The sequence below is a fragment of the Arthrobacter sp. ZGTC131 genome (assembly GCF_002929275.1).
GTDB lineage: Bacteria > Actinomycetota > Actinomycetes > Actinomycetales > Micrococcaceae > Arthrobacter.
Map to the genome: position 1 here is coordinate 80,238 of NZ_PJIK01000001.1, position 25,687 is coordinate 105,924.

The 25,687-nt window shown below is 66.0% G+C and carries 17 protein-coding genes and 2 tRNA genes; 14 read left to right on the forward strand and 5 right to left on the reverse strand.

The window, feature by feature from the left end:
• Window positions 1–67 precede the first annotated feature (67 nt).
• Window positions 68–988 carry a LysR family transcriptional regulator gene (locus CXQ90_RS00380; RefSeq protein ID WP_104136120.1) on the reverse strand — a complete coding sequence of 307 codons (921 nt, stop codon included), beginning with the start codon at window positions 986–988 and terminating at the stop codon, window positions 68–70.
• Between the two features lie 155 nt (window positions 989–1,143).
• Here CXQ90_RS00380 and CXQ90_RS00385 point away from each other — a divergent pair, with 155 nt between their 5' ends.
• The 5 genes from CXQ90_RS00385 (at window position 1,144) to CXQ90_RS00405 (ending at window position 6,221) form a co-directional block, all read left to right on the forward strand.
• Entirely contained in the window at window positions 1,144–2,196 is a 1,053-nt protein-coding gene (locus CXQ90_RS00385; RefSeq protein WP_104136122.1) for a hypothetical protein, read from the forward strand.
• Between the two features lie 240 nt (window positions 2,197–2,436).
• Window positions 2,437–3,543, forward strand: coding sequence for a sorbosone dehydrogenase family protein (locus CXQ90_RS00390; protein WP_104136124.1), 1,107 nt, complete (start codon window positions 2,437–2,439; stop codon window positions 3,541–3,543).
• Window positions 3,544–3,660: 117 nt separating this feature from the next.
• A tRNA-Lys gene (locus CXQ90_RS00395) sits at window positions 3,661–3,733 on the forward strand.
• A 213-nt stretch (window positions 3,734–3,946) separates the two neighbouring features.
• Window positions 3,947–4,282, forward strand: a complete 336-nt coding sequence (locus CXQ90_RS00400; protein WP_104136125.1) for a hypothetical protein — start codon at window positions 3,947–3,949, stop codon at window positions 4,280–4,282.
• Window positions 4,283–4,538: 256 nt separating this feature from the next.
• Window positions 4,539–6,221 (forward strand): phosphodiester glycosidase family protein, encoded by a 1,683-nt coding sequence (locus CXQ90_RS00405; RefSeq protein WP_104136127.1) that lies wholly within the window; start codon window positions 4,539–4,541, stop codon window positions 6,219–6,221.
• Window positions 6,222–6,307: 86 nt separating this feature from the next.
• Here CXQ90_RS00405 and CXQ90_RS00410 read toward each other — a convergent pair whose 3' ends face one another.
• Together CXQ90_RS00410 and CXQ90_RS00415 are read right to left on the reverse strand one after the other, a co-directional pair.
• Window positions 6,308–6,850, reverse strand: coding sequence for a hypothetical protein (locus CXQ90_RS00410; RefSeq protein WP_104136128.1), 543 nt, complete (start codon window positions 6,848–6,850; stop codon window positions 6,308–6,310).
• Window positions 6,851–6,956: 106 nt separating this feature from the next.
• Window positions 6,957–7,439, reverse strand: coding sequence for a MarR family winged helix-turn-helix transcriptional regulator (locus CXQ90_RS00415; RefSeq protein ID WP_258064335.1), 483 nt, complete (start codon window positions 7,437–7,439; stop codon window positions 6,957–6,959).
• 96 nt (window positions 7,440–7,535) lie between these two features.
• Here CXQ90_RS00415 and bcp point away from each other — a divergent pair, with 96 nt between their 5' ends.
• The 9 genes from bcp (at window position 7,536) to CXQ90_RS00460 (ending at window position 23,922) form a co-directional block, all read left to right on the forward strand.
• Window positions 7,536–8,018, forward strand: coding sequence for a thioredoxin-dependent thiol peroxidase (gene bcp / locus CXQ90_RS00420; protein ID WP_104136131.1), 483 nt, complete (start codon window positions 7,536–7,538; stop codon window positions 8,016–8,018).
• A gap of 144 nt (window positions 8,019–8,162) precedes the next feature.
• A tRNA-Leu gene (locus CXQ90_RS00425) sits at window positions 8,163–8,244 on the forward strand.
• Between the two features lie 260 nt (window positions 8,245–8,504).
• Window positions 8,505–9,176 (forward strand): fasciclin domain-containing protein, encoded by a 672-nt coding sequence (locus CXQ90_RS00430; protein ID WP_104136133.1) that lies wholly within the window; start codon window positions 8,505–8,507, stop codon window positions 9,174–9,176.
• A gap of 232 nt (window positions 9,177–9,408) precedes the next feature.
• Window positions 9,409–11,070, forward strand: a complete 1,662-nt coding sequence (locus CXQ90_RS00435; RefSeq protein ID WP_104136134.1) for an ABC transporter substrate-binding protein — start codon at window positions 9,409–9,411, stop codon at window positions 11,068–11,070.
• Between the two features lie 79 nt (window positions 11,071–11,149).
• Window positions 11,150–12,655: a malate:quinone oxidoreductase gene (locus CXQ90_RS00440; RefSeq protein WP_104136136.1), complete on the forward strand. Its 1,506-nt coding sequence runs from the start codon at window positions 11,150–11,152 to the stop codon at window positions 12,653–12,655.
• A 69-nt stretch (window positions 12,656–12,724) separates the two neighbouring features.
• Window positions 12,725–15,943, forward strand: coding sequence for an efflux RND transporter permease subunit (locus CXQ90_RS00445; RefSeq protein ID WP_104136138.1), 3,219 nt, complete (start codon window positions 12,725–12,727; stop codon window positions 15,941–15,943).
• 104 nt (window positions 15,944–16,047) lie between these two features.
• Window positions 16,048–22,107: an Ig-like domain-containing protein gene (locus tag CXQ90_RS00450; RefSeq protein WP_219816627.1), complete on the forward strand. Its 6,060-nt coding sequence runs from the start codon at window positions 16,048–16,050 to the stop codon at window positions 22,105–22,107.
• 199 nt (window positions 22,108–22,306) lie between these two features.
• Window positions 22,307–23,455, forward strand: a complete 1,149-nt coding sequence (locus tag CXQ90_RS00455; RefSeq protein WP_104136141.1) for an LLM class flavin-dependent oxidoreductase — start codon at window positions 22,307–22,309, stop codon at window positions 23,453–23,455.
• Complete coding sequence (locus CXQ90_RS00460) at window positions 23,455–23,922, forward strand: MarR family winged helix-turn-helix transcriptional regulator (protein WP_104136143.1); 468 nt, start codon at window positions 23,455–23,457, stop codon at window positions 23,920–23,922. The genes CXQ90_RS00455 and CXQ90_RS00460 overlap by 1 nt, the downstream gene beginning before the upstream one ends.
• A gap of 56 nt (window positions 23,923–23,978) precedes the next feature.
• Here the strand turns inward: CXQ90_RS00460 and CXQ90_RS00465 are convergent, their stop codons facing one another.
• Entirely contained in the window at window positions 23,979–24,785 is an 807-nt protein-coding gene (locus CXQ90_RS00465; protein ID WP_104136144.1) for a transglutaminase family protein, read from the reverse strand.
• 73 nt (window positions 24,786–24,858) lie between these two features.
• Window positions 24,859–25,647 carry a hypothetical protein gene (locus CXQ90_RS00470; RefSeq protein ID WP_104136146.1) on the reverse strand — a complete coding sequence of 263 codons (789 nt, stop codon included), beginning with the start codon at window positions 25,645–25,647 and terminating at the stop codon, window positions 24,859–24,861.
• Window positions 25,648–25,687: the final 40 nt, after the last annotated feature.

Below are 25,687 nucleotides of genomic sequence, written 5' to 3' on the forward strand. Positions count from 1 at the left end.
CAGATAGTGGACTCTTGTCTCACATAATGGAATGCCGCAGTCGGATGGCGCGCTTTCGTGGCCGGGATCACGTCCGCTCCAGGCTGTCCGTCAGGGATCTGGCCTCCTCGCTCAGCATCCCCAGGACCTGCTGGATAGTGGACCGCGCCGCCACCTCCGGCCGTGCCAGCGCCACAATACTGCGGCGTGCGGTTACTCCCGTCAGCGGACGGAGGACGAAGCCGTGCCCCTGGTTTCCCAGTGACGTGTATCGAGGGAGCAGTGACAGCCCGTGGCCGGAGCTGACGAGGGCCTCCAGTACGCGCAGGTCGGCAAAGAGCTGGGCACGTACGGCGGTGGCGCCAGCCTGGACTTCGATCTGCTGCAGGACGGTGTCGAAAGGGAATCCTTCGGGTACGCCCATCCAGGGAAAACCGACAACGTCCTGGGCGGTCAGGCTCGCCTTGGCTGCCAGGACGTGGCCTGCGGGAACGGCCACGTCCAACGGTTCGTTCAACAGCGGGACCACCACCAGGCCACGCCGCGCAAAGACGTCCGGCCCGTCGACGCTGTGGGCCAGGACGATGTCGTAGTCCGCGGCGAGGCTTGCGAATCCGGCCACCATGGGATCCTCCAGATGCGCCTCGAAGTGCAGCCCGTCGACCGCCTTTACCCGGTGCAGGAGCCCGGGCAGCAGCATCTCCGCGGCGCTGGGGAAGAAGGCTGCCTTGACCCGGGTCTGCCAGCCGCGGCGGTACGTATCAACCGTTGCCTCCGCCCGGGCCATCGCGACGGCGACTTCCGCTGCCGCGCGCGCCATCGCCGAGCCGGCCTCCGTGAGCCTCACGCCCCGGCCGGACTTCTCCATCAGCACGACGCCGAGTTCGTCCTGCAGCGTCTTGAGCTGCTGCGAAACGGCGGAAGGCGTGACGCCCAGCGCCTCGGCCGTGGCCCCCACCGATCCACGGTCGGCCAGTTCCCTGAGTATCCGGAGCCGCTTGAAGTCCATGAAGCGAGGCTACGCCACGGAGGGAGGACTGTTGATTGCTCCTTATCCATACAGATCGGGGGGTGTCGGGGCAATGACAAACCTAGACAGCCATATTGACAGCGACGTACCGTCAAGCAACGGCAACCTTGCCTCGTGGAAAGAAGGGCTTTGCTATGGAGTGGATTATCTGGGTCATCGTCATCGTATTGATCATCGCCATCGTTTGGTGGCTGCTGAACCGCAATTCGGGCAATACGGCGGCAACCCAGGACTCGGCCCGCGCTGACCAGGGAACTCCCGCGGCTTCCCCGGGCACCAAGCGTGACGTGCCGGCTTCAGAGCGGCCGGAGGCGGCCGGCGACGCCGCGTCCGCCGCTGCAGCGTCGTCTGCCGCTACCACGACCGGTCTCGCCACCGGCACCGGCCGGACTGCAGAGCCCGACGCCGGCCCGGCAGCGGCCGAAGCTCCGGCACGGCAGGGCTCCTCCGCGGCCGCCCGGCCCGAGCCTGAGGACCTTGAGCCGGACATCGAGTCGTGGGATGCCGCCACGCCGCGCCCCTCGGCTGAAGAGCCGCCCGCCGGAGCATCCGGTTCTTCGGCGACGGGGCAGGCACCCGCGGCAGCCGGCACATGGGAAAGCCCGTCCTCGGCTGCGGGCCACTCCCCCGCGGGCGGAGACGTCGATGACTGGGATGATGACGAGGACAAGGCGGAATGGGACGCGCAGTGGTCCGACGCGGGCGGCACGGCGGCTGCTGCAGCGCCCCGAACCGGCGGCGCGCCGCCGGCCGCGGCCCAGCCGGCCACCCCTCTGCACCACGCCGAGTACACGGAACCGCACGCCCCCACCCTGCCGGGAGCTGAATCCGCTGCGGCCGAGGCGTTCGATGCCGAGGCAGAAACCCGGCAGCGGATCGAATCCTCCGCCGCCACCGAAGCCGGCGCTAGCCATGAAGCCGCGCCTTCGGGCCACGAGGCCCAACGCCCGGGCGGTGCCTCAGCTCCGGATCAGGAGCCGGGCCAGCCCTACGGCGAGGGCTCAGCGGCAGCGGCGGCGGACGGCAGCGGCCCGGATGGCTACGTAGTCAAGGGCGACGCCAGCTCAATGACCTACTACGACGAGGACAGCTCCGGCTATGCGGAAGCCCGGGCCGAAGTGTGGTTCCTGACGGCGGCGCATGCTGAGGCTGCCGGCTTCCGCGCACCGCGCAGGTCACGCCGCTGAGGAAGCTGCGGCTGCCGGCGGTCAGAGGGAGTGAAGGCTTGAGGGACAGTGATAACGGGCACCGCCACAGCGGAATAAGAGTGACGGCGGAATAAGAGTGACGGCGGCGAGAGAGTGAGAAGGACCGGAGCAGGCCGAGCCGGCGCGCAGGCTTCTGCTGTGCCCGGCGGCCGCGCACCCGGTTCGCTGCGCCCGGGGACCCCCGCGCGTGCCGCCGTCGCGGCTTTGGCTTTGGCCCTCATGCTTGCCGGATGCACCGGCGACGGCGGCACCGCACCGACCGCGGGCAACACCGGCACGCCGTCCTCAAGCACCCCGGGCAGCGGGACAGGGACAGGCGGCAGTGCATCGGCCAGCCCCGGCGGGACCGTCTCCAGCGAGCCCCCCGCACCGGTGGTCCGAACCAGGATTGACGGCCTGCAACTGCCCTGGTCAACGGTGTTCCTGCCGGACGGGTCCGCGGTGATATCAGAACGCGATACCGCCCTCCTTAAATCCGTGGAGGGCGGGCAAATCCGCACCATCGGCCAGGTCCCGGACGTGGTGCCCGGTGGCGAAGGCGGGCTGATGGGCCTGGCTTTATCGCCCGACTTCGCGGCGGACCGGCTCCTCTATGTCTACTTCACCGCGGCCGACGACAACCGGATCGCCCGCGTGCGGCTTGACGAAGCCGGAACGGAAACAGGCTTCAGGTTGGGCGCCCCTGAAGTTATCTTCTCCGGCATCCCGAAGGCGTCCACGCATAACGGCGGCAGGCTCCGCTTCGGCCCGGACGGCTTCCTCTATGTCGGGACGGGTGACTCGCAGCGACGCGAGCAGCCCCAGGACCGGAATGCGCTGGGCGGAAAGATCCTGCGACTTACCCGCGACGGCGAGCCGGCGCCGGGCAACCCGTTCCCAGGGAATCCCGTTTACAGCCTCGGGCACCGGAATGTGCAGGGCCTCGCATGGGATAGCGACGGCAGGCTGTGGGCCAGCGAGTTCGGTCCTGATGTCAACGATGAACTCAACCTCATCCAGGCCGGAGGAAACTACGGCTGGCCGGAAGTCACCGGCGCACCCCACCGTGAGGGATTCATCGATGCGAAGGTTGTCTGGCCGTCGACGGCCGAGTCATCCCCCAGCGGCCTGGAGATCGTGGGCACCACGGCCTATCTGGGCGCGCTCAGGGGCCAGCGAATCTGGGCCGTTCCGCTCCGGGGCGAAAACGCCGGCGCCCCTGTGGGCTATTTCACACGGCAGTACGGCCGCATCCGGAGCGTTTCGCTGGCCCCGAACGGGGAGTTGTGGGCTCTGAGCAATAACCAAAACCCTGATTTCGTGCTGATTTTAGGCCTTCCGAAATAGCGCGCGGGATCTCCTGCCGGCCCGATTTCACACAGGCCAAAAGTTCGTGTAGAGTTTCATGTCGTTGCGGAGATCAACGAGGGAAAGAAAAGCCCACGATTGAACGAAACAGCAGATGCACCTCTAGCTCAATTGGCAGAGCAATTGACTCTTAATCAATGGGTTCCGGGTTCAAGTCCCGGGGGGTGCACAGGTGAGAAACCCCGTCTTCATCGGCCACAAGCCATGAAGGCGGGGTTTCGTTTTGCCCGCGAATGCCGCGATGCGCCAGACCCTACGCGCCAGACCGTCGACCGCCGTACAGCACGTTCCCGAGTCCACCTCCGTTGAGCGCATGCCGCCGGCACCCGGTGCTCATGAGCGTCTGCTTACAATCGAACGTCATCAACTACTGAGGGAACCCATGAAGAAACTCACCACCGCCCTGCTCGCCGCCGGATTCGTCCTCTCCGCCTCGGCCTGCGCGTCACCCCAACTGACCACCGCAGAAACCTGCGACCGGATCAAGATCGTGGTGTCGAACCCCACGAACAGCCTGGGCAAGACCGGCATGACGCGCCTAGCCAACCAGATCCGTCCGATTGAGGCCGTGTCCTCGGAGGACCTGAAGCCGGCCCTGCGGGCGATCCTGGATTACACGGACGAGTCGGTCAAGGACAGCCCGGATGCCGAAAAGCTCAACACCCTGAAGGCCGACTACGAACAGGCCGGCAGCACGTACACCGAGTTCTGCAGCTAAGGACCGCGGCGGCGCCCACGGAAAGCAACCTCCGACGGCGCGGATCCCCACCCCCCCCGTTGCGACGTTGGTGTGACGCGGAGCGGCCAGCCGCCAGCACGGGATGCATCGCTGTCCCGTGATCAGCCCCGTCCGGGTAGCCCCCGACGGGGCTGATCTCCCTGACTGGAAACGCCCTGTGAACACTCCGCCAAGACATCCTGAACACCGGCGTTTGGACCCGTCCAGCGGGTTTGTTCGCGGCTAGGGTCGCAGCATGAAAATCCCCCACAGGCGCCTCACCAGGGCTGCCATCGCAGCCCTGGTCCTCGGCCTCCCCGCGGCTTTCCTCACCCCGGCCGGCCCCACCGCCGCAGCCCCTTCCCTCCCGGCAACCGCGTCCTCGGCAACCCCGGGTGCGGCAGACCGTGCCGAAACACTGCAACTCGGTGCGCCGGACCTTCCCGAGGTCCGGACCGTCACCGAGTTGGCTCCGGGGCTGACCCGGACCTCGATCACCCGGGGAACTGCAGACCCCTCACTGGTGTGGACGGCCGAGGCCGTTATCCCGTCCGCCTCGCCCGATCCGGACGCTCCAGCCTCCGCGCTTTCCGACGAAACCCGCGCCCGGGCCGTGGCCGCCAAGCTTCAGTCCGGGGGTATCCAGGCCCGCGTTGAACACGTCCAGTCCCCTCAGCTCCGCGGGGCTGGCGGCGACCTGGGATACCGGGTCCGTGCCGGACAATTCGCTTCGAAGGCCGACGGTGCAGCCGTCGTCGAGCAGATAAAGGCCGCCGGCTACGCATCGTCCGTTCTCTACACCGGCTGGGACGGCGACGCCGGGACCAGCTCACAGTCCCGGGGCCCCTGGAAGCTGGAAGTCCTCACCATTGATCCGAAACAGTTCCAAGGCCAGCTCACTTCCGGCTTCGGTCCGAACCTGCAGGACAGGGAAACCACCAGCCAGCTGGCCGTCGGCGCCGGAGCCCTGGCCGCCACCAACGGCGGCTACTTCGTGCTGGACCCCAAAGCCGGCGCCCCGGGTGACCCGACGGGCGCCGCCGTCAGCGACGGGCTGATCCTCAGCGAGCCTGTCGGGGACCGGCCGTCGCTGGTGATGGACGGTGAAAAGAACCAAACCACAGTGCAGCGGTTGCGATGGAACGGGACTCTTTCCGCCATCGGAAAAACCGGACAAGTGCGTCTCGACGGCCTTAACCGGGTTCCGGGGCTTATCCGCAACTGCGGCGGCATCGACGACACGCCCACGTCGCTGCCGCTCCACGACGTCACCTGCACCGATCCCGATGAGACCGTCGCCTTTACCCAAGACTTCGGGCCTTCCACACCAGCTGGCCTTGGCCTGGAAGTCGTCCTGGATGAACGCGGCACGGTCACAGCCGTCAACACCTCGCGGGGCGTCCCGGTTCCTGCCCGCGGACGCACCGTGCAGGCCATCGGTGCGGACGCCCAGAAACTCGGTAACCTGGCCCGGGTCGGCGCGCGGCTGAAGATCGATGCAGGACTCCTCAACGAGGACGGCAGGAGCCTGAAGGCAGGCTCCTCGACGGACGTCGTCAACGGAGGTCCTGTGCTGGTGTCCGACGGCGCCGAGAACGTCACCGTAAAACGCGACGGCATGGTCCGCCAGGGCGACGGCAACAGCTTCTATTACGGCTGGGTCCACAAGCGCAACCCGCGTACCATCGCCGGCGTCGATGCGCAGGGCCGCACGCTTCTGGTCACCGCTGACGGACGCCAGACGACAGCGCTCGGACTGAGCATTACGGAATCAGCCGACGTGGCCCGCTCCCTGGGGATGGTGGACGCCATCAATCTGGACGGCGGCGGCTCCACCACCATGGTGGTCAATGGCCAGGTGGTCAACTCACCTTCCGACGCGGCCGGCCAACGGCCCGTCGGCGACGCCCTTCTGGTGCTTCCTCGCCGCAAGAATTGAACCGTCAGCGAAGATGAAGAACGCGAGGGTCGTCGGCCATATCCGGCGCCCCTCGCGTCCCTGACAGGTTCAGGTGGCGCCGTTGACTAGATGCCCGGTCGAGAGCTGCGCTGCTCGTTTTCTGTTTCAGCCTGCGCTTGTTCGGCGGGCTCCCCGGCCCACGGCGGCCTGGGTGACCACTTGCTGGCCGCAGCAGTGGAGATGAAGTAAAACGCCATGACGACGGCGGTGACAATCGTCAGCGATGCAAGGAGCTGGTCCGGGAGGAGTGCCCGGTTGGGACCCGGCGTGAAAAAGGTCGCCCACGAGACCAGCACGAGGTACAGAAGAACCACCGTGGCAGCGATGGCGTCCCGCATGGCCTCAGCCGGAGGAAGCTTCCGGTCGTCCCGCTGGTGGATCCAGATGCCATAGAAGGTGATGACAATGAAAAGACCGGCGCCGAGCATGTAGCCCAGATCCGGAAAGAGCCATGTCTGCCTGCCCTGGGTAGCGAGTTTGTAGGTCACGTTCTCAGCGATCGGAGCAAGCGACACGATAATGAAATCGGGGAGGATGACGCGGCGTACGAGGGGGCTCCGGCTTCGTCCGGAGGTGGGGCCGCGGCCAGCGGTTGGGTCTTCAGGCATGCCTTATCCGCCCATCTCCAGGACTCACAAATATGTGGTTAGTGTGCCCCTCCCCAGACGCGCCGTCAACCCGGGCGAAAGGGGGTCCGGAGAAACGTTGCTTCGGTCAGTCGAAGGAGCGGGCCTCGACGGCCAGCCCGGAGTCGCCGCTCGCCACGATGGCGGTGGTCTCGGGGGATGCAAAACGGGTGGCGAGCTCGCGGACCACTGCCTGGAGTTCCTGCCGGAGGACATCCGGATCGATGGACGCTGCGGCGAGCACGGACCGCTCCATGTCCGCTGCGGCAGCCACCGCCTCGGTGCCCCGCTCAGTGAGCGAAACGACGTGGCTGCGGCGGTCGGACGTGCTGCGCTGGCGCACAATGTGCCCGTGCGCTTCGAGCCGGCTGAGCGTTTTGCCCATGGTCTGGGCCTGGACGCGCACCAGCTGAGCCAGCTGCGCCTGCGTCATGGGACCGTTGTTGTAGAGAACCTCGATAGCAATCACACCGGCGTGAGTCAGGCCAATTGCACCCAGCTTTTCGTTCCAGGAGTGCTCAACGAGACGTGCCGCAGTGGACAAGAGGCGCCCAGTGGGCCAGCGTTCCATATCAGGCATACGAACAAGTATAGCCAAGTGTTGATTAGTGCCCGTGCGCCAGCCTTACTAAGCTTAAATGTCCCGCACGCAAACAAGGAGAATACTTTGGCTGAAAGACTCATCCCGGGCGACGCCGCACCTGGGTTTACCTTGAAGGACTCGGCCGGAGCGGACGTCAGCCTCGGCGACTACCGGGGCCGGAACACCATCATTTACTTCTATCCTGCCGCCGCTACCCCGGGGTGCACCAAACAGGCGTGCGACTTCCGGGACAGCCTCGCCTCGCTGCAGTCCGCGGGCTACGACGTACTCGGAATCTCGCCCGACCCCGTCAGTAAACTGGCAGCCTTCGCTGAGTCCGAAGGCCTGACGTTCCCGCTCCTGTCCGACGAAAGCCACGCCGTTGCCGAGGCGTACGCTGCATGGGGCGAGAAGAAGAACTACGGGCGCACCTACGAAGGCCTGATCCGATCGACCGTTGTGGTGGACCCGGAAGGCAAGGTCGCCGTGGCCCAGTACAACGTCCGGGCGACAGGACACGTTGCGAAGCTGCGCAAGGACCTCAAGCTGGCAGAAGCCGGCGGCTGACTGACGGGCGGCTGACCAAAATCGGCCTGCTAAAGGTCCGGCCTGCTGAAGGTCTACGCGGCTGACGGTACAATGGAGGCTGGCATCCGCCGTCGTACGTTTTTTGCCGCTGACAACAGGGCAGAAGGCGCCAGGCGGAACCGCGCGCGAGTGGTGAAATTGGCAGACACGCAGGATTTAGGTTCCTGTGCCTTCGGGCGTGGGGGTTCAAGTCCCCCCTTGCGCACAACAGCAAAACAGTACGGAATCCCGGGCCGGTCGGCCCGGGATTCCGCCGTTTAAGCAGCGAATCCTCCAGCGCGGCGGAAGCGAAAACAAGCCCGCTGAAAAAACTTCTTGAGGTTCACCCATCCGTTGCCGCCCATCGGCCGAATACCCATTGAGACACCAACCTAGGGTCGGTGCCCACAGTCGGAATAGGGCCAATAGTCGGGGACGAAATCCGTTCTCCGCAGGCAATGATCGGCACGAACAAGGAGAATCGAAATGCAGTCATTCAAGCGCACAACTTTCACCGTTGCAGGTGTCGCCGCGGCAGCCCTGCTTAGCCTGACCGCTTGCGGCGGTTCGGCCACGACGGCTCCCGGCTCCTCCGCCGCAGCTGAGCCGTCCGCCTCCAGCATGGCGCCGTCGCCATCGGAAACGTCCGCGGCCGCCATGGACCCCGCAGCCAACCTCGTTGGTCCCGGCTGCGCCGGATACGCGGAGAAGGTCCCCAGCGGTGCAGGTTCGGTCTCGGGCATGGCACTAGACCCGGTGGCCGTCGCCGCCTCGAACAACCCGCTCCTGAAGACGCTCACCGCCGCTGTATCCGGCAAGCTCAACCCCAAGGTTGACCTGGTCGACACGCTGAACGGCAGCGAGTTCACTGTCTTCGCACCGGTCGACGACGCTTTCGCCAAGATCGACGCCGCCACGATCGAAACCCTCAAGAAGGACGACGCCCTGCTGAGCAAGATCCTCACCTACCACGTTGTCCCGGGCCAGATCACTCCCGACAAGATCGTCGGCACCCATAAGACGGTCCAGGGCGGTTCGGTGACCGTGACCGGCAGCAAGGATGCACTCAAGGCTGACGGCGCCAACGTAATCTGCGGCGGCGTCCAGACGGCCAACGCCACCGTTTACCTGGTCGACTCGGTGCTCATGCCCAAGTAGTCCCTGCTGCTATTCCCGTCCGGAGGAGAGAACTGGGACTCCGCCCGGCGGAGGGGAAGCCGTGGTCCGCACCGTGAGGTGCCGGCCACGGTTTTTCCGTGTCCGAACTTCCCGGTCCGTCAAGGGGAGCGTGCCGGTCAACTAGAATGGGGTCGGGGCCAGCAGACCGCATCCGCCCACGCGCAGCCCAGCAGTCCAGCAGCCCAGAGGTGATAATTCAGTGCCCAGCAGTATGACGCGCCGTACGGCCATAAAATCCGGTGCCGTTCTCCTGGGCTTGACGCTCACCTCCTGCACCGGCGAGCCGGACCCCGCGCCCTCCTCCGCGGCCGTGAGCGCCACCCCCACGCCCACCAGCCCCTCGGCCAGCTTCGCGTTCGGTACCGCTTCCCAGCCCCTGGGCCTGGACCCGGCCCTGGCAAACGACGTCGAGTCCCAGCGCGTCACCCGCCAGGTCCTGGAAGGACTCGTCGGCGTCAACCAGACCACCGGCGAACCGACGCCCCTGCTCGCCACCGAGTGGACTGCGTCCGCGGACGGCCGGTCCTACACCTTTACGCTGCGCTCCGGTATCACTTTCCACGACGGTTCCCCGTTCAACGCCGAGGCCGTCTGCTCCAACTTCGAGCGCTGGTTCAACTTCTCCGAAGCGATCCGGAAAAAGGCTCCAGGCACCACCTTCAAGGGTGTATTCAAGGAACACGCAGATCAAGCAGGCCTCTCCGCCTTCAAGGCCTGCACCGCGCTGTCGCCGTTGCTGGTGCGGATCGACCTCACCGAACGGTTCACGGGATTCCTTCAGGCCCTGACGCTGCCGGCGTTCGCCATCTCCTCCCCCAAGGCGCTGGCCGCCGGACGGGCCGACGTCCTCAACCTCACCCGTGGCGGCCAGGTCCTCTCCGCTTACGCCACGCACCCGGTGGGGACAGGACCGTACCGTTTCTCCGCCTGGGACGGCACGAGCGTCACGCTGGTTACCAATGAGGATTACTGGGGCGACAGGGGGCAGATCGGAACCATCAGGTTCGTCACTTACGACCATCCGCAGACCCGGCTCCAGGCCCTGCTCGACGGCAAGATCGATGGCTATGACGCCGTGACGGTGGGGAACTTCGACCAGCTAGTCAAGCGCGGAAAGCAGATCATCCAGCGTGACCCGTTTTCGGTGATGTACCTGGGCATGAACCAGGAGGTTCCGGTCCTGGCGGACCTCAAGGTCAGGCAGGCAGTCGAGCTGGCCATCGACAAAGACACCCTCATCCGGCGCTTCTTCATCGACAACACAGCACAGGCTTCGCAGTTCGTGCCGCCGAAGCTGAGCGGGTTCAACAACAATGCGCCCGCCCTGGGCCACGACCCGGCCAAGGCCAAGGAACTGCTGACGGAGGCAGGCTACAAGGGCCAGCCGCTCAAGTTCTACTACCCCATGAACGTCACCCGGCCCTATCTGCCCACACCCGAGAAGGTCTTTGCCGAGATCAGCCGGCAGCTCACGGCCGTGGGCTTCAACATCAGGCCGGTCCCCGTCGACTGGTCCGACGGCTACCTGCAGAAAGTTCAGGCCCCCGGCGACCACGCCTTCCACCTGCTCGGCTGGAACGGCTCCTACTCGGACGCGGACAACTTCCTGGCGCCGCTGTTCGGCGAGAAGAACGGCGAGTTCGGATACCAGGACGCCCAGGTCTTCTCCAAGATCGACCGGGCGCGCGGCCTTCCCGACGGCCAGGAACGCACCGAGCAGTACCAGACCATCAATGCGCAGATCGCCGAGACCGTTCCGGCCGTTCCCGTCGCGTTCCCCATTTCGGCGCTGGCACTGTCCGACCGTGTCATCAGCTACCCCGCCTCGCCGGTATTAAATGAAGTTTTCACCAAGGTCCAGCTAAGGCCTTGACGGGCGGGACCAATTTCAGTTAGTGGGCGGTGCAGGGATATTCTGTGACAGCCAGAGCCGCTGCTATCGGAGACTGATTGTGACCTTCATTTCCAAGACCCAACATGCCGACGTCGTCCTGATTGGCGGCGGCATCATGAGCGCCACGCTGGGTGCGTTCATCAAGCAGCTCGAACCCAACTGGACCGTTTCCCTGTTTGAGCGCCTCGACGAAGCCGGCCTCGAAAGCTCGGGCCCTTGGAACAACGCCGGCACAGGACATGCCGCCCTGTGTGAGCTTAATTACTCCCCCGCAGCCAAAGACGGCTCGGTGGACCCCACCAAGGCACTGCACATCAACGAGCAGTTCCAGCTGTCCCGCCAGTTCTGGTCCCACCTGGTGACCAACTCCCTGATCGGATCGCCCAAGGGCTTCATCAACACGGTCCCGCACATGAGTTTCGTCATCGGGCAGGACAACTCCAACTTCCTCAAGACGCGCTATGACGCGTTGAAGCAGCACCCGCTGTTCCACAGCATGGAGTACTCGGAGGATTTCGCCCAGATCGGCAAGTGGGCCCCCCTCATCGTCAAGGGCCGCGACCCGAAGGAGCGCATCGCCGCGACGCGCGCCGCCGAGGGAACCGACGTCGATTTCGGGGCACTGACCCGTGAGCTGACCACCTACCTTGGCAACAACGGCGTCGAGATCAACTACGGCCACGACGTCACCGACGTCAAGCGGGCGTCCGACGGCGGCTGGGACCTTTCGCTCAAGCACCCGGCTTCCGGGGAACGCGGCAGCATCCGCGCCAAGTTCGTGTTCGTCGGGGCGGGCGGCGGCGCACTCCGCCTGCTGCAGGCTTCCGGCATCCCGGAGAGCAAGGGATATGGCGGCTTCCCCGTCTCAGGCCAGTTCTTCCGGTGCACGGACCCGTCCCTCGCGTCCCAGCACAACGCCAAGGTCTACGGCCAGGCCTCAGTCGGCGCGCCGCCCATGTCCGTTCCGCACCTGGACACCCGCTACGTCGGCGGCAAGCGCTCGCTCCTGTTCGGCCCGTACGCCGGCTTCTCCACGAACTTCCTGAAGACCAGCAGCTATCTCGACCTCCCGCTGTCCATCCGGCCCGGCAACATCATTCCCATGCTGGCCGTGGCCAAGGACAACATGGACCTCACGGCGTACCTGGTCAAGGAAGTGGCCAAGCGCCACGGGGACAAGGTTGAGGCGCTGCGCGAGTACTACCCCGAAGCCAAGGACGGCGACTGGGAACTTATCACCGCCGGACAGCGTGTGCAGATCATCAAGAAGGATCCGAAGAAGGGCGGTGTCCTGCAGTTCGGCACCGAGGTGATCGCCGCCCGCGACGGCTCCATCGGCGCCCTGCTCGGTGCGTCGCCGGGCGCTTCCACCGCCGTGCCCATCATGATCGAGGTGCTGAAGAAGTCCTTCCCCAAGAACTTCAAGGGCTGGCAGTCCAAGCTCAAGGAAATGATGCCCGGCTACGGCGTCAAGCTCAACGACAATCCCGAGCTGGCGTCGGAGCTTGAAAAGGCCACTGCCAAGGCCCTCCAGCTGGAAGCCTCGCCGGCCGTCAATCGCTAATACCCTGCCCCGGGTTGCGGCAGGCTCCACCACAGGCAATTGTCCGTCAACCCACCAGGAGACCAAGCGATGTTCCGGTTGGCCAGTCTTTCCCTCGGGAACCGTGCGCTGATCGCGCTGATCACCATCTTTGCCTCGGTGTTCGGCGTGATCACCATGTCCTCGCTTAAACAGGAGCTCATTCCGTCCATCGAGTTTCCCCGGATCACCGTCATCACGTCGATGCCCGGGGCGTCTCCCGAGGTGGTGGACAAGCAGGTCGGCCGCCCGCTGGAAACGGCCTTGAACGGCGTCGAAGGGCTGGAATCGACGACGTCCACCTCGCGCAACGGCGTGTCCCAGATCAGCATGGTGTTCACGTACGGGTCCAATCTGGACCGCGCCCGGAACCAGATCGACCGCGCGATTTCCAACGCGAAGCGGACCCTTCCGGAGGACGTCCAGCCGCAGGCCATCGCCGGCAGCATCAGCGATTTTCCGATCGTTTTCCTCGCCGTTTCCTCCGACAAGTCGCTCAGCGAGCTGAACACCGACCTCCAGCGGCTGACCGTCCCGCGGCTGCAAAAGCTCGACGGTGTCCGCGGCGCCGACGTGACCGGCGGAGCCAGCCAGCACATCCTGGTCCTGCCGAGTCCGGCCAAGATGGCCGCCAGCGGCGCGACCATCCAGTCGGTCCGGAACGCCCTGACCAACAATGGCGAACTTGTCCCGGCCGGCACGATCGAGGACAAAGGCAAGAGCCTGTCCCTGCAGATCGGCAGCCCGGTGGACTCTATCGCCGCTGTGAAGGCCCTGCCTCTCAGCGGAGCGAAGGGCGGCGCCACGATCGGTTCGGTGGCTGACGTCAGCATCAAGGACGACGCCCGGACGTCCATCACGCGGACCAACGGCAAGGAAACCCTGGCCGTGTCCGTCACCAAGAAGCCCGAGGGCGACACCGTGGCCATCTCCCACGCCGTCAAGGACTCGCTGGCGCAGCTCGAGGCCGAGCTCGGCTCCAACGCGAAGTTCACGCCGGTGTTCGACCAGGCGCCGTTCATCGAGAAATCCATCAAGGACCTCACCACCGAGGGCCTGCTCGGGCTGGGCTTTGCCGTGGCAGTCATCCTCGTCTTCCTCATGTCGGTCCGCTCCACCCTCGTTACCGCCGTCTCCATCCCGCTGTCGCTCCTGATCACCTTCATCGGCCTCGCCGGCACCGGATATTCACTGAACATCCTGACGCTGGGCGCGCTCACCATCGCGATCGGCCGGGTAGTGGATGACTCGATCGTGGTGATCGAAAACATCAAGCGGCACCTCAGCTACGGCGAGCCCAAGCTGACCGCCATCCTGACGTCCATCCGGGAGGTGGCCGGCGCCATCACCGCCTCGACGCTCACCACCGTGGCCGTCTTCCTGCCCATCGCGTTCGTTGGCGACCTCGCGGGCGAACTGTTCCGCCCTTTCGCCCTGACGGTCACCATTGCGCTGCTGTCATCACTCCTGGTATCGCTGACCATCGTTCCCGTCCTGGCGTACTGGTTCCTCAAGTCACCCGCCGATGCGGGCGACGCCGGAGCTGCCCCCGAATCACCGCGCGCCATAGAAACCAAGGCCCATGAGGCGGAGCAACGCAGCCTGCTGCAGCGCGGATATCTCCCCGTCCTCACCAAGACCCAGAAGCACCCCGTGGTGACGTTGATTGCGGCCGTCCTGGTGCTGGGCGGAACCGCGGCCATGACGCCCCTGCTCGCCACCGACCTGCTGGGCCGGTCCGGCGAAAACAGCATGACCGTCAAACAGGAACTGCCGGCGGGCACCAGCCTCGAAGACACCAGCGCGGCCGCGGAAAAACTCGAGGACGTGCTGCTCGGTATCGACGGCATCAAGGACGTCCAGGTGACGTCGGGCAACGCGCAGGCGGGCTTTACGGCCCTGACCTCCACGGGGTCCTCCAACTCCTCCTTCACCGTGGTCACGGAGGAGAAGGCCAACCAGGCGAAACTGCAGGACACTGTCCGCACGGAGCTGGCCAAGGTCGGCGGCGCCGGCAAGATTTCCGCCGGGTCCCAGCAGGGCGGCTTCGGAACCTCGTCCACGGTGGACATCACGCTCAAAGCCGCCACCACGGCCGACCTCACAAAGGCCAGCGACGCGATGGTCGGCGCCATGACGGGGGTCCCCGGAAGCACCGAGGTGACCACCAACCTGGCGGCAAGCCAGCCCGTGGTGCAGATCAAAGTGGACCGTGCCAAGGCGGTGGCGGCCGGCCTGACGGAAGAGCAGGTGGCCGGCGTGCTGGCCTCAACCATCAGCCCCGTTCCGGCGGGCACCGTGCGCATCGACACGGACGACTTTCCCGTCCGGATCGGTGAGGGGACCCGCTTCACCAGCGTCGCGGCCGTCCGCAGCATCCCGCTGCCAGCCGCCTCCGGTGCCGTAACACTGGGCAAGATAGCCGCCGTCGAACAAGTGGACGTCCCCGTTTCCATCACCTCAAGCAACGGCCAGCGGACCGCGCAAGTCTCCATCACGCCGTCGGGCGCCAACCTGGGCGCCGTCAGCACCGAGGTGCAGAACCGCCTCAAGTCCGTTCAGCTTCCGGCCGGCGTCACCGCGCAGATCGGCGGGGCCACCACACAGCAGGCTGAGTCCTTCCGGCAGCTCGGACTCGCGCTGCTCGCCGCCATCGCCATCGTGTACGTGATCATGGTGGCCGCCTTCAAGTCGCTCATCCAGCCGCTGATCCTCCTCGTCTCGGTGCCGTTCGCGGCCACGGGTGCCGTGGCCCTGCTGCTGATCACCAAGGTGCCGCTGGGACTGCCGTCCCTGATCGGCATGCTGATGCTCGTGGGGATTGTGGTGACCAACGCGATCGTGCTGATCGACCTGATCAACCAGTACCGCCAGCCGCGCGGGGGCAGGCCCGGCATGAGTGTGGCCGATGCCATCACCCACGGCGCACGGCAGCGCCTCCGCCCCATCCTCATGACGGCGCTGGCAACGGTCTTTGCCCTCACGCCCATGGCCCTCGGCATGACGGGTGGCGGCGGGTTCATTTCGCAGCCGCTGGCCATCGTGGTGGTCGGCGGCCTGGTGTCCTCCACCGCGTTGACCCTGGTGCTTGTCCCCGTGCTGTACCGGCTGGTGGAGGGGCGCAAAGAGAAGCGGTCACTGCTCCGGCAGCTGAAGGAACGCCCCGGCTTTGCCCCGGCAGACGACGTCGACGACGAGTTCGCGGACTGGACCACCGGCATGGTTCCCAAAGTCACCGGCAGGCGGGCCGCACCGGGCGCCCCCGAGTAGCGCGCGGCGGGCCGATGCCCGCAGCCGCGTGCTCAGGTCCGGAACTGCCCTCGGGCCCGCGTATATTTAGCATCAGCTTTTAAAACATGAGACTTGGGGGACGGATGCGGCTTCGTTCATGGGCGCGCGCAAAAAAACAGGCACTGGCGTCCGCAACAACGTTTTCGGCGGTCGGACTGCTTATTGCAGCGGCAGTTATTCACCCAGGGTTCACCACGGCGCACATCGACCTGAACGACGGCGGTGTGTGGGTCACCAATTCCGACATGAACCTTGTGGGCCACCTGAACTTCCAGTCGAAAACCCTGGACGGCGGCCTCATGGCAGCCAGTGCCGACTTCGATGTCCTCCAACACAGCAGCAGTGTGCTCGTGTCGGACCGCGGCAATGCCTCCTTGGGCAGGGTCAAGGTCGCCGACGTCACCCTTGAACCACCCCAGCAGCTTCCGGGAGGCGCGGTCCCGGCTTTCGGGGAAAAAACGGTGGCCCTGGCTGATCCGGGCTCGGGCCGTCTCTGGGTGACGCAAAGCAGCATGCTGGGCTCCATCGACTTCGATGCTCAGGAGCCCGCCGTGAGCAACGCCCAAGGAATCGTCGCAGCGGTGGGAGCCGACGACGTCGTTCACGCCGTCGATCCGGCGCGCAGCGAGGTGACCTCCCTTCGGGTGAATGGGGCCGGCGGAGTGGAAGACCGCAACACCGTTCAATACGAGCCGATCCGCAACAAGGAAAACGTCCAGATCGCCGCCGTCGGGGACAAACCAGTTCTATTCGACGCAGAAGCCGGAACACTTCACCTTCCCGCCGGCCGGGTGGCGCAGTTGCCGGACGCGGCGGACGCCAAACTGCAGCAAAGTGGCCCTGCCTCGGACTTTGTCGCCATCGCCACCAAAAAAGCCCTGATCAAACAACCCCTGGACGGTTCGGCCGCGACGGCTGTAGAGCTGGGAACTTCCGGAACCCCCGCCACTCCGGTTAATGTCAACGGCTGCGTCTATGCAGCGTGGTCCGGGGCCGGCAAATACCTGCGCGAATGCACGAACGCCGCCGACAGCAGCAACGCCGACATCCCCGGTGCAAGCGCCCGGTCCAACCTGGTCTTTCGGGTGAACCGGGATGTCGTCGTCCTTAACGACATCACGTCCGGCAATGTCTGGTTGGTCACTGAGAACATGAGGCTTGTCGCCAACTGGGACGAGATCATTCCTCCGCCGGACAAGACCGAGGCCCAGGACGACCCTGCCGCGGACGACAACCCGGTGGAGACCCTCCCGGACCGCACCAAGGAGAACCGTCCGCCGTCAGCCGCCGATGACCAATTCGGAGTGCGGCCCGGCCGGACCACGCTCCTGCCAGTCCTGGACAACGACTCGGACCCGGACGGGGACGTCCTCACCGTCCAGCTGCAGGGCGACAACCCCGCCGTCGGCAGCGTCCAGGCCGTCTACGACGGAACCGGCCTCCAAGTGAAGGTGCCGGACAATGCGACCGGAACGTCACAGTTCCAGTACCTGGCCAGTGACGGCCGCGGCGGCACCGCCGGAGCCAAGGTCACCCTGACTGTCAAGGACCCCGCCAGCAACGAGCCGCCGAAACAGAAACGTGTGCCCACCATCATCCTGGAGCAGGGCAAGAGCATCTCCCAGAACGTCCTCACCGACTGGACCGACCCCGACGGGGACGACCTGCTGCTTCTGGGAGCCCGCCCTACCGGCGAACGCGACCAAGTGCGTACCCGGGCGGACGGCCTTTTGACGTTTCAGGACGTGGGATCCGCCCTGGGCAAAAAGCAAGTTGCGATCACGGTCTCCGACGGGCGGGACCAGGTCGAGGGCACGGTGGTCGTGGACGTCCGCGCGAAAGGCGACCTTCCGCCGAAAGCCAACGCAGACCACGTCTCGGGAACCGCCGGGCAGGACATTCTGGTTTCTCCGTTGAAGAACGACAGCGACCCCACCGGCGAAGGACTTCGCTTGACCCGCGTGGCAGGCGCCCCCGAGCAGGCAATCACCCCCGACTACCAGGCGGGTACCTTCACGTTCCGCGCGGTCAACCCCGGAACGTACTACGTGACGTATCTGGTGACCAACGGGCCGGAAAGCTCCGAGGGACTCGTGCGGATCGACGTCAATGCCGCCGGGGCCAAGCGGGGTGATCCGGTCGCCGTCGCAGACTTGGCGCTGCTGCCGGTGGGCGGAGAGGTGCTGCTGGACGCGCTCGCCAACGACTCGGATCCAGACGGAGGCGTCCTCGTCATCCAGTCCGTGGGGCTTCCCCGGAACTCAGCAGTAGCCGTCGCCGTCGTCAATCACCAAATCCTGCGCATAACCGACGTCCGTGGCCTGACTGCCCCCACCAGCCTGACCTACACAATGTCCAACGGCGTGGCCAGCGCAACCGGGCAGGTGACCATCCTGCCCATTCCGGCGCCCGCCAAACTGCTCCCGCCCGTCGCGGCCCCGGACGAAATCACCGTCCGGGCGAACGACGTCGCCACCATCGCCGTCCTCGCCAACGACTCCCACCCCAATGCCGCCAAGCTGAGGCTCAAGCCAGTCCTGGTGCAGGGAATCGGCCCCGCCCAAGGCCTCCTCGCCGTATCCGGGGACGTGCTGCGCTTCAAGGCAGGCGCAGCAGGAGGAACGGTCCACGCGATCTACGCTGTTGCCGGCCCGGACGGGCAGGAAGACTCGGCCCAGGTGACCATCCACATCCGCGGCGAGGGCACAAACTCCAGGCCGCTGCCCCAGCATGTCACCGGCCGGGTGGTAGCCGGCAACACCACGAGGATCGCCATCCCCTTGGACGGCATTGATCCCGACGGCGACTCTGTCACCCTGGTGGGGCTGGAGCAAGCACCGCGCAAGGGTACAGCGGTGGTGGGTGCCCACTATGTGGAGTACACGGCACCGACGAACGCCGCCGGACAAGATACCTTTTCCTACGTGGTGGAGGACCGGTTCGGGGCACGGTCCACCGCCCGCGTGTCCGTGGGCATCGCACCCGCGCTCGGTTCCAACCAGCGTCCCTTGGCTGTGGAGGACAGCATCACCGTTCTCCCGGGGCGGCACGTGGCAGTGGACGTGCTGGCCAACGACTCCGACCCCGACGGCGACAATCTCACCCTCGCAGCCAACCGACTGGAAGCCGCCCCGGAACTGAAGGCCGGGGTCGTTGACGGACGCGTGCAGCTCACCGCCCCGCCGGCCTCCGGATCCGCCACGGCCGTTGTCCGGTACGAGATCAGCGACGGCCGCGGTGGCACCGCCGTCGGAACGCTCAAAGTCCAGGTGCGCAGCGACGCCGCCACGTTGGCGCCGATCGCCCGGGACGACCGGGTGACGTTCGCCGAGACCCTCGGCAAGGCCGTCGTCGAAGTTCCCGTCCTGAAGAACGACGAAGACCCGGACGGCGTGGCCGCCGAACTGAAGATAACCTTCCCGGAGGCGGCACCCACTGCCAGCATCTCGGCTCCCGGCAAGGTCGCGGTGCGGCTGGAAAGCCAGCCGCAGATCATCGCGTACACCGTCACCGACGTTGACAAGCTCAGCTCAACGGCGTTCATCCTGGTACCCGGCCTTGAAGGGCAGGGGCCCGCATTGCGGAGCACCCCGCCGTTGGAAGTGGTCAGCGGCCAGCAACTGACCATGAACCTGCGGGACCTGGTGGTCGTCCGTCCCGGCAAGAGCCCCCGCATCACCCAGGACTCCAAGGTCCAGGCGGTCGCTTCCAATGGAGCGCCGCTGGTGAAGGACGCCACCACCATCGTGTTCACATCCGCCGACGACTACGCAGGCCCCGCAGCAGTTTCCCTCGAGGTCACCGACGGCGTGAGCGTTGACGATCCGGACGGGCGGACGGCGGTACTGACCATCGGCATCACGGTCCTGCCCGATCAGGCCCGCAACCATCCGCCGACTTTCCCCTCGAGCACCGTGGACGCCGCGGTGGGCGAGGAAGCCACCCTGGACCTGCGCCAGGTGGCTACCGACGTCGACGAAGCAGACAAGGACAAACTCACCTTTGCGCTGCAGGGGACGCCGCCCGCCGGGATCAAGGTGGCCCTGGACGGCAGCCTCTTTAGGGCCACCGTAGGCGGCGCGGCCAAGGGGAGCACGCTGACCGTGCGCGTCACCGTCTCCGACGGGCGCAGCGCACCCGTTGCAGGCGCCGTGGAGGTCCGCGTGGTCGCGTCGAAGCGTCCGCTCGCCGCAGCGAACGACGACATCATCGCCAGCGCCCGGGCCGGGCAATCCGAGCGCGTACCGGTGCTGGACAACGACATTAACCCCTTCCCGGAATCCCCACTGAAAATCCTGAGCGCCGCCGTCGAGACTGGAACGGGCACGGCCGCTGTGGAGGGCGACGTCGTCGTGGTGACGCCCTCCGAGAAGTTCGTGGGCACCATGGTGGTCCGCTACCGGGTCCAGGACAAAACCCAGGACGGGGAACGCGAAATTGACGGCCGCATCCGGCTCACCGTCAAGGACAAACCGGATGCTCCGTCCACGCCGACGGTCGGGGAGGTGCGTGACCGCACCGTTGTCCTCAACTGGTCGCCTCCCGCCAACAACGGGGCCGCGATCACCGGCTACAAGGTCAGCGGCAGCGGAGGGTTCTCGCAGCAGTGCCCTGCCACCACCTGCACGCTCACCGGACTGACCAACAACGTGGAATACACATTCACCGTGGTAGCCACGAACGAAGTGGGCGACTCGGCACCGTCCCCTGGTTCCGCCCCGGCCCGGCCCGACGCGAAGCCGGACACCCCGGCTGCGCCAGCGCTGGTTTTCGGCGACAAGTCCCTCACGGTGAACTGGGTACCTCCGAAGAGCAACGGCTCACCGGTGGAGAGCTACAACCTGGAGATCTCACCGGCACCTCCGGCCGGGAACATCCGGGCAAGCAACATCACGGGAACGTCCTACCGATGGGTGGGCCTGCAGAACGGGACGCCCTACCAGGTCAGGATCCAGGCATCCAACAAGGCGCCGGACCCCTCGGAATGGAGCGCCTACTCCGCCAGCGGCATTCCGGCCGGCGTTCCGGGCGCCCCGGGCAAGCCCAGCACCACCCGGTCCACCTCGGGCGGATCGGAATCGATCATGATGGTGTCATGGGCTCCGGCGGCGAACAACGGCGCCTCCATCGACACGTACACCGTCAACGCAATTCAGGGAGGATCCACGGTAGCGAGCAACACGGTGTCCGGCAGCCAGCTGAGCCTGCCTGTGACCGTCGGCAACTCGGCCACGGATTACACCTTCACCGTGGTGGCCAAAAACAAGGCAGGTACTTCGGCGGCCAGTCCCCCGTCGGACCCCCGCCGTGCTTTCGGCACGCCCGGTGCCGTCCCCGGCATCCGCGCCGATCCTCTCGATAACGCCGTGCAGCTTTCCTTTGGTGCGGCCGCGGGCAACGGTGCGACGCCGAGCTACCAGTACCAGGTCAACGGAAGCAGCTTCATGGCCGTGCCGTCCGACAAGGTCATCCGGACCGGTGTGCCCAACAACGGCAACTACACCATCGGAGTGCGCGCCGTGAACAGCATGGATGGCGCAACCTACGAAGGGCCTGTCGGCAACTCCAACCAGGTGACGCCGTACGGCAAACCGCACGCGGCGAGCATTAACCCCGTTACTGTCACCACGACAGTAAGGTTCGACGTCGGCGCCGTGGTCAACAACGGACGCCAGGTCGTGGCACTGGAGTACCAGTCATCGGACGGGAAGTCAGGCAGCTTGGGCGCAGGAGGAGGATCGGTCACTACCGGCAATGGGTACGACCAGTCGATCTCCATCACCGTTACGGTCGTGGATGACCTCGGCCAGCGCACGGCCGTCTCGGCAACCGGAAGGACAGCTCCGGCAAAGTATCTCGTGGTGGACAACGGCACGGCGAGTCCAGGTACCTGCGAATGGCCCACAAACGGGACATCCGCACCGGACACGGCGGCGAACTGCGCCGCGGGCGGCGGAACTTTCGTTGCGCAGGGCACCCGGGTGCAGGTCCAGTGCGTGACCACCGGTGCGGCCTACACCATCTACGACGGCGCGACCGGCCGTCCCACCGGGAACACCAGCAACGTTTGGTACAAGGTGATCAACGACCTCTGGATCCGCCCGACTGACGGACCCGTGGATTCGGGGGTTCCGGCCTGCTGATGGAGCTCTCGCTGACGCTGGGGAGTCCAAAGCCCGAGAAATCCCGATGCTTATGTCGAACAGGGTGACGGGATTCCGATCCTGCTGGCGAGGGAATAACCTCCCGCGCTGAACGTTACACCTAGCGATAGATGCAAATGCATGTAAATCGCATATAGTGGTAACAGGCACGGACACCCCGGCAAACGAAAGGCTCATCATGCAGATCGGCGTATTCAGCGTCAGCGACATCACCACCGACCCCACCACGGGCCGCACACCCAGCGAGCACGAGCGCATCAAGGCGTCGGTGGCGATCGCCAAGAAGGTCGAAGAAATCGGCATGGATGTCTACGCCCTCGGCGAGCACCACAACCGCCCATTCTTCTCCTCCTCGCCGACCACCACACTGGCGTACATCGCCGCCCAGACGGAGCGCATCACGCTCTCCACGGCCACCACGCTGATCACCACGAACGATCCCGTGAAGATCGCCGAGGACTTTGCCATGCTGCAGCACCTCGCCGACGGCCGCGTGGACCTGGTTCTGGGGCGCGGCAACACGGCTCCGGTCTACCCCTGGTTCGGCAAGAACATCCAGGACGGGATCGAGCTGGCGATCGAGAACTACAGCCTGCTGCGCCGTCTGTGGGACGAGGACACCGTCAACTGGTCCGGGAAATTCCGCACACCGCTGCAGAACTTCACCTCCACGCCGCGCCCGCTCGACGGCGTCGCCCCCTTCGTCTGGCACGGCTCCATCCGTACGCCGCAGATTGCGGAAGTGGCGGCGTACTACGGCGACGGCTTCTTCGCGAACAACATCTTCTGGCCGAAGGAGCACTACCAGCAGCTGATCGGCCTGTACCGCGAGCGCTACGAGCACTACGGGCACGGCAAGGCGGACCAGGCGATTGTGGGCCTGGGCGGGCAGTTCTTCATGCGCAAGAACTCGCAGGATGCCGTCAAGGAATTCCGCCCCTACTTCGACAACGCCCCCGTCTACGGCCACGGCCCCTCGCTCGAGGACTTCACCTCGCAGACCCCGCTGACGGTCGGCAGCCCGCAGGAGGTCATCGAAAAGACGCTCTCGTTCCGCGAATTCTTCGGTGACTACCAGCGCCAGCTGTTCCTCATCGACCATGCAGGCCTGCCGCTGAAGACCGTCCTGGAGCAGCTGGACCTGTTTGGCGAAGAGGTCCTGCCCGTGCTGCGCAAGGAGTATGCCGCGCTCAAGCCGGCCCACGTGCCGGATCCGCCCACGCACGCCGGGCGCGTGGCGGCAAGGATCGCCGCGGAGAACGCCGCCGCGGACACTCAATCCGGTCAGGATGCAGCCTCCGCCGCTCCCGCCGCACGGGAGGCGTAATGACCGCCCGGACGGCACCGGCGGCGTCTCCGGTGCGCCTGGCCGCCGAGACCTGGGAGTCACTGTTCCGGGCGCAGGTTGCCGTGATGCGCCGGCTGCAGTCCGGACCGGCCTTCAAGGACCTGGCCGTGAACGAGTACGACGTCCTGTTCACTCTGTCCCGGTGCCCGTCCGGACGGCTGCGCCTGAATGAGCTCAACGACCACGTGCTCCTGAGCCAGTCCAGCCTCAGCAGGCTGGTTGACCGGCTGGAGAAGCGCGGCCTGGTGGAACGGTCGCCTGCGCCGAACGACGGCCGCGGGGTACTGCTGAAGCTGACGGGCGCGGGCGCCGAGCTGCAAAAGCAGATAGGCCGCGAGCACGTCCGGGACATAGCTGAACTGGTCGGCCCGGCGCTGACAGCGGCGGAGCAGAGGGAGCTCCTGAGGCTGACGGAGAAGCTGCGCACTTCACTTCCGCCGCGGTAGGCGGGCTGACCGCCTCTGGCGGCGGGCCGCCGGTGGCCGCGCCGGCGCGCCTTCCGCTAGTGAATCACGGTCAGTTTGTCGGGATCCTCGCCCGGCAGCTCACCGTTGACCACCGCGGTGACGCGCATCTCCCGGAGGGACAGGCTGCCGCCAACGGTGGACAGGAACGCCGTGTCGGAGGAATCGCGTCCGGCCGTGATCCGCACCATCGACTCCCGCGGTGCCAGGCCGGTGGGGTCGATCACGTGCCAGGCCCCATTGATGTGGGCCTCGGCCACGGCGTGGAAGTCCATCGGCGACAGGCCCGGGGCGTACACCGCGGCCAGCCGTGCAGGAACGTTCTTTGCGCGCAGCAGGGAAATGGCCAGGTGGGCATAGTCCCGGCACACTCCTCGCCGGTTCAACAGTGTTTCCACGGCGCCGTCAATGCCGCGCGAAGAACCGCTGACGTAGCGGAGTTCATTGAATACCCAGTTGCGCACCGCTTGCAGGAGTTCCTCGCCCTGGAACCCGCCGAACTCCGCATAGGACGTGGGGAGCAGCCGGTCGGATTCCGCGTAGCGGCTCGGCCGGACATAGCGGATGAGCTCCATGAGGGAAGCCTCCTCCGGCTCGGCAAAGCCGGCAACTGTGGCCGTGTAGTCGACGGTGACCTCTGTGGGATCGGCAAACTCCATGTAGTGGAACCTGCCCCCGTGGTGGTCGGAAAGCTCCGTCAACGGAACCGTGCCGTCCGCGGCGGTCACCGAAAGAGTCTCGTCGAGGGAGGCGTAGCCGCGGTTCCTGGCCACGGAAATGGCCAGTGCCACCTTCGTATCGGCCACGGTCTTGAAGACCAGGCGGGCAGCGACAGTGCGTTCCAATGTAACTCCGGGGTGTGAGGTAGCGTCAGCCAGTCACGGCTGCGGACCCGGGGGGTGTGCCGAGGCAGCGGGACTAGTTCTTGATCTCCAGAGACATTAGCATCCGCTGGACATTCGCGAACTCGGAGCCCTTGTTGACGTAGCCGGCAGCCTGGTCCAACGTGTCGAAGGCCTTCGCGGGCGCAACTTTTTCGTCCGGTGCGAATGGCTTCAGCGAGCGCACATCGCTGAAGGAGTAGTTCCCCTTGCCCGGGAGTCCGCGGACCACGTTCTGCAGCTGGCACGCCTTGGAGTCGGCGCCGCCCACCAGGTTGGTGATCCCGTAGGAGCCGAAGAAGCGGTAGCCCTGGATGACCCTGAACACCACGTGCGGGGCGATGGTCCCTTCGCCGCCGCTATGGGGCAGCTCAACCGGCACGCTGCTGACCACAACGTAGGGCTTCCTGGCGGCGGTGGCGCATGTGCCCGCGACGGCGTCCGGCAGGCCGGTCTGCAGCGTGGCCAGGTAAGTCCCCTCCGCGTCCTTGACTTCGACCTTCACGGCGCCGGGCAGAGTTCCCTTGTCCGGATCCACCGACTGTGCGATCCAGCCTTGCGGTAATTCGAAGCTGACCGTCTTGGCGGAGTCGGAAAAGTCTTTCCATGCCGACGCCGTTGCCCCGGGCGATTCGGACGGCCCGGTAGCGGTGGCTGACGGAGTTGAGGTTCCGCCCGTGGCGCCGGGCGTCGGGCTGCTGGTGCCGGGCTCGGCAGTCCATGCCGGCGCACCCTTGCCCTCGCTGCTGCAGCCGGCCATGAGTCCCGCCGCCAGCAACGTGATGGTGGCGATGATTGCCCCGCGGGAAGAAGTGATCCCTGTCATGCCTCCAGCCTAGCCGCGACGCCGTGATCCCCCGCTGACC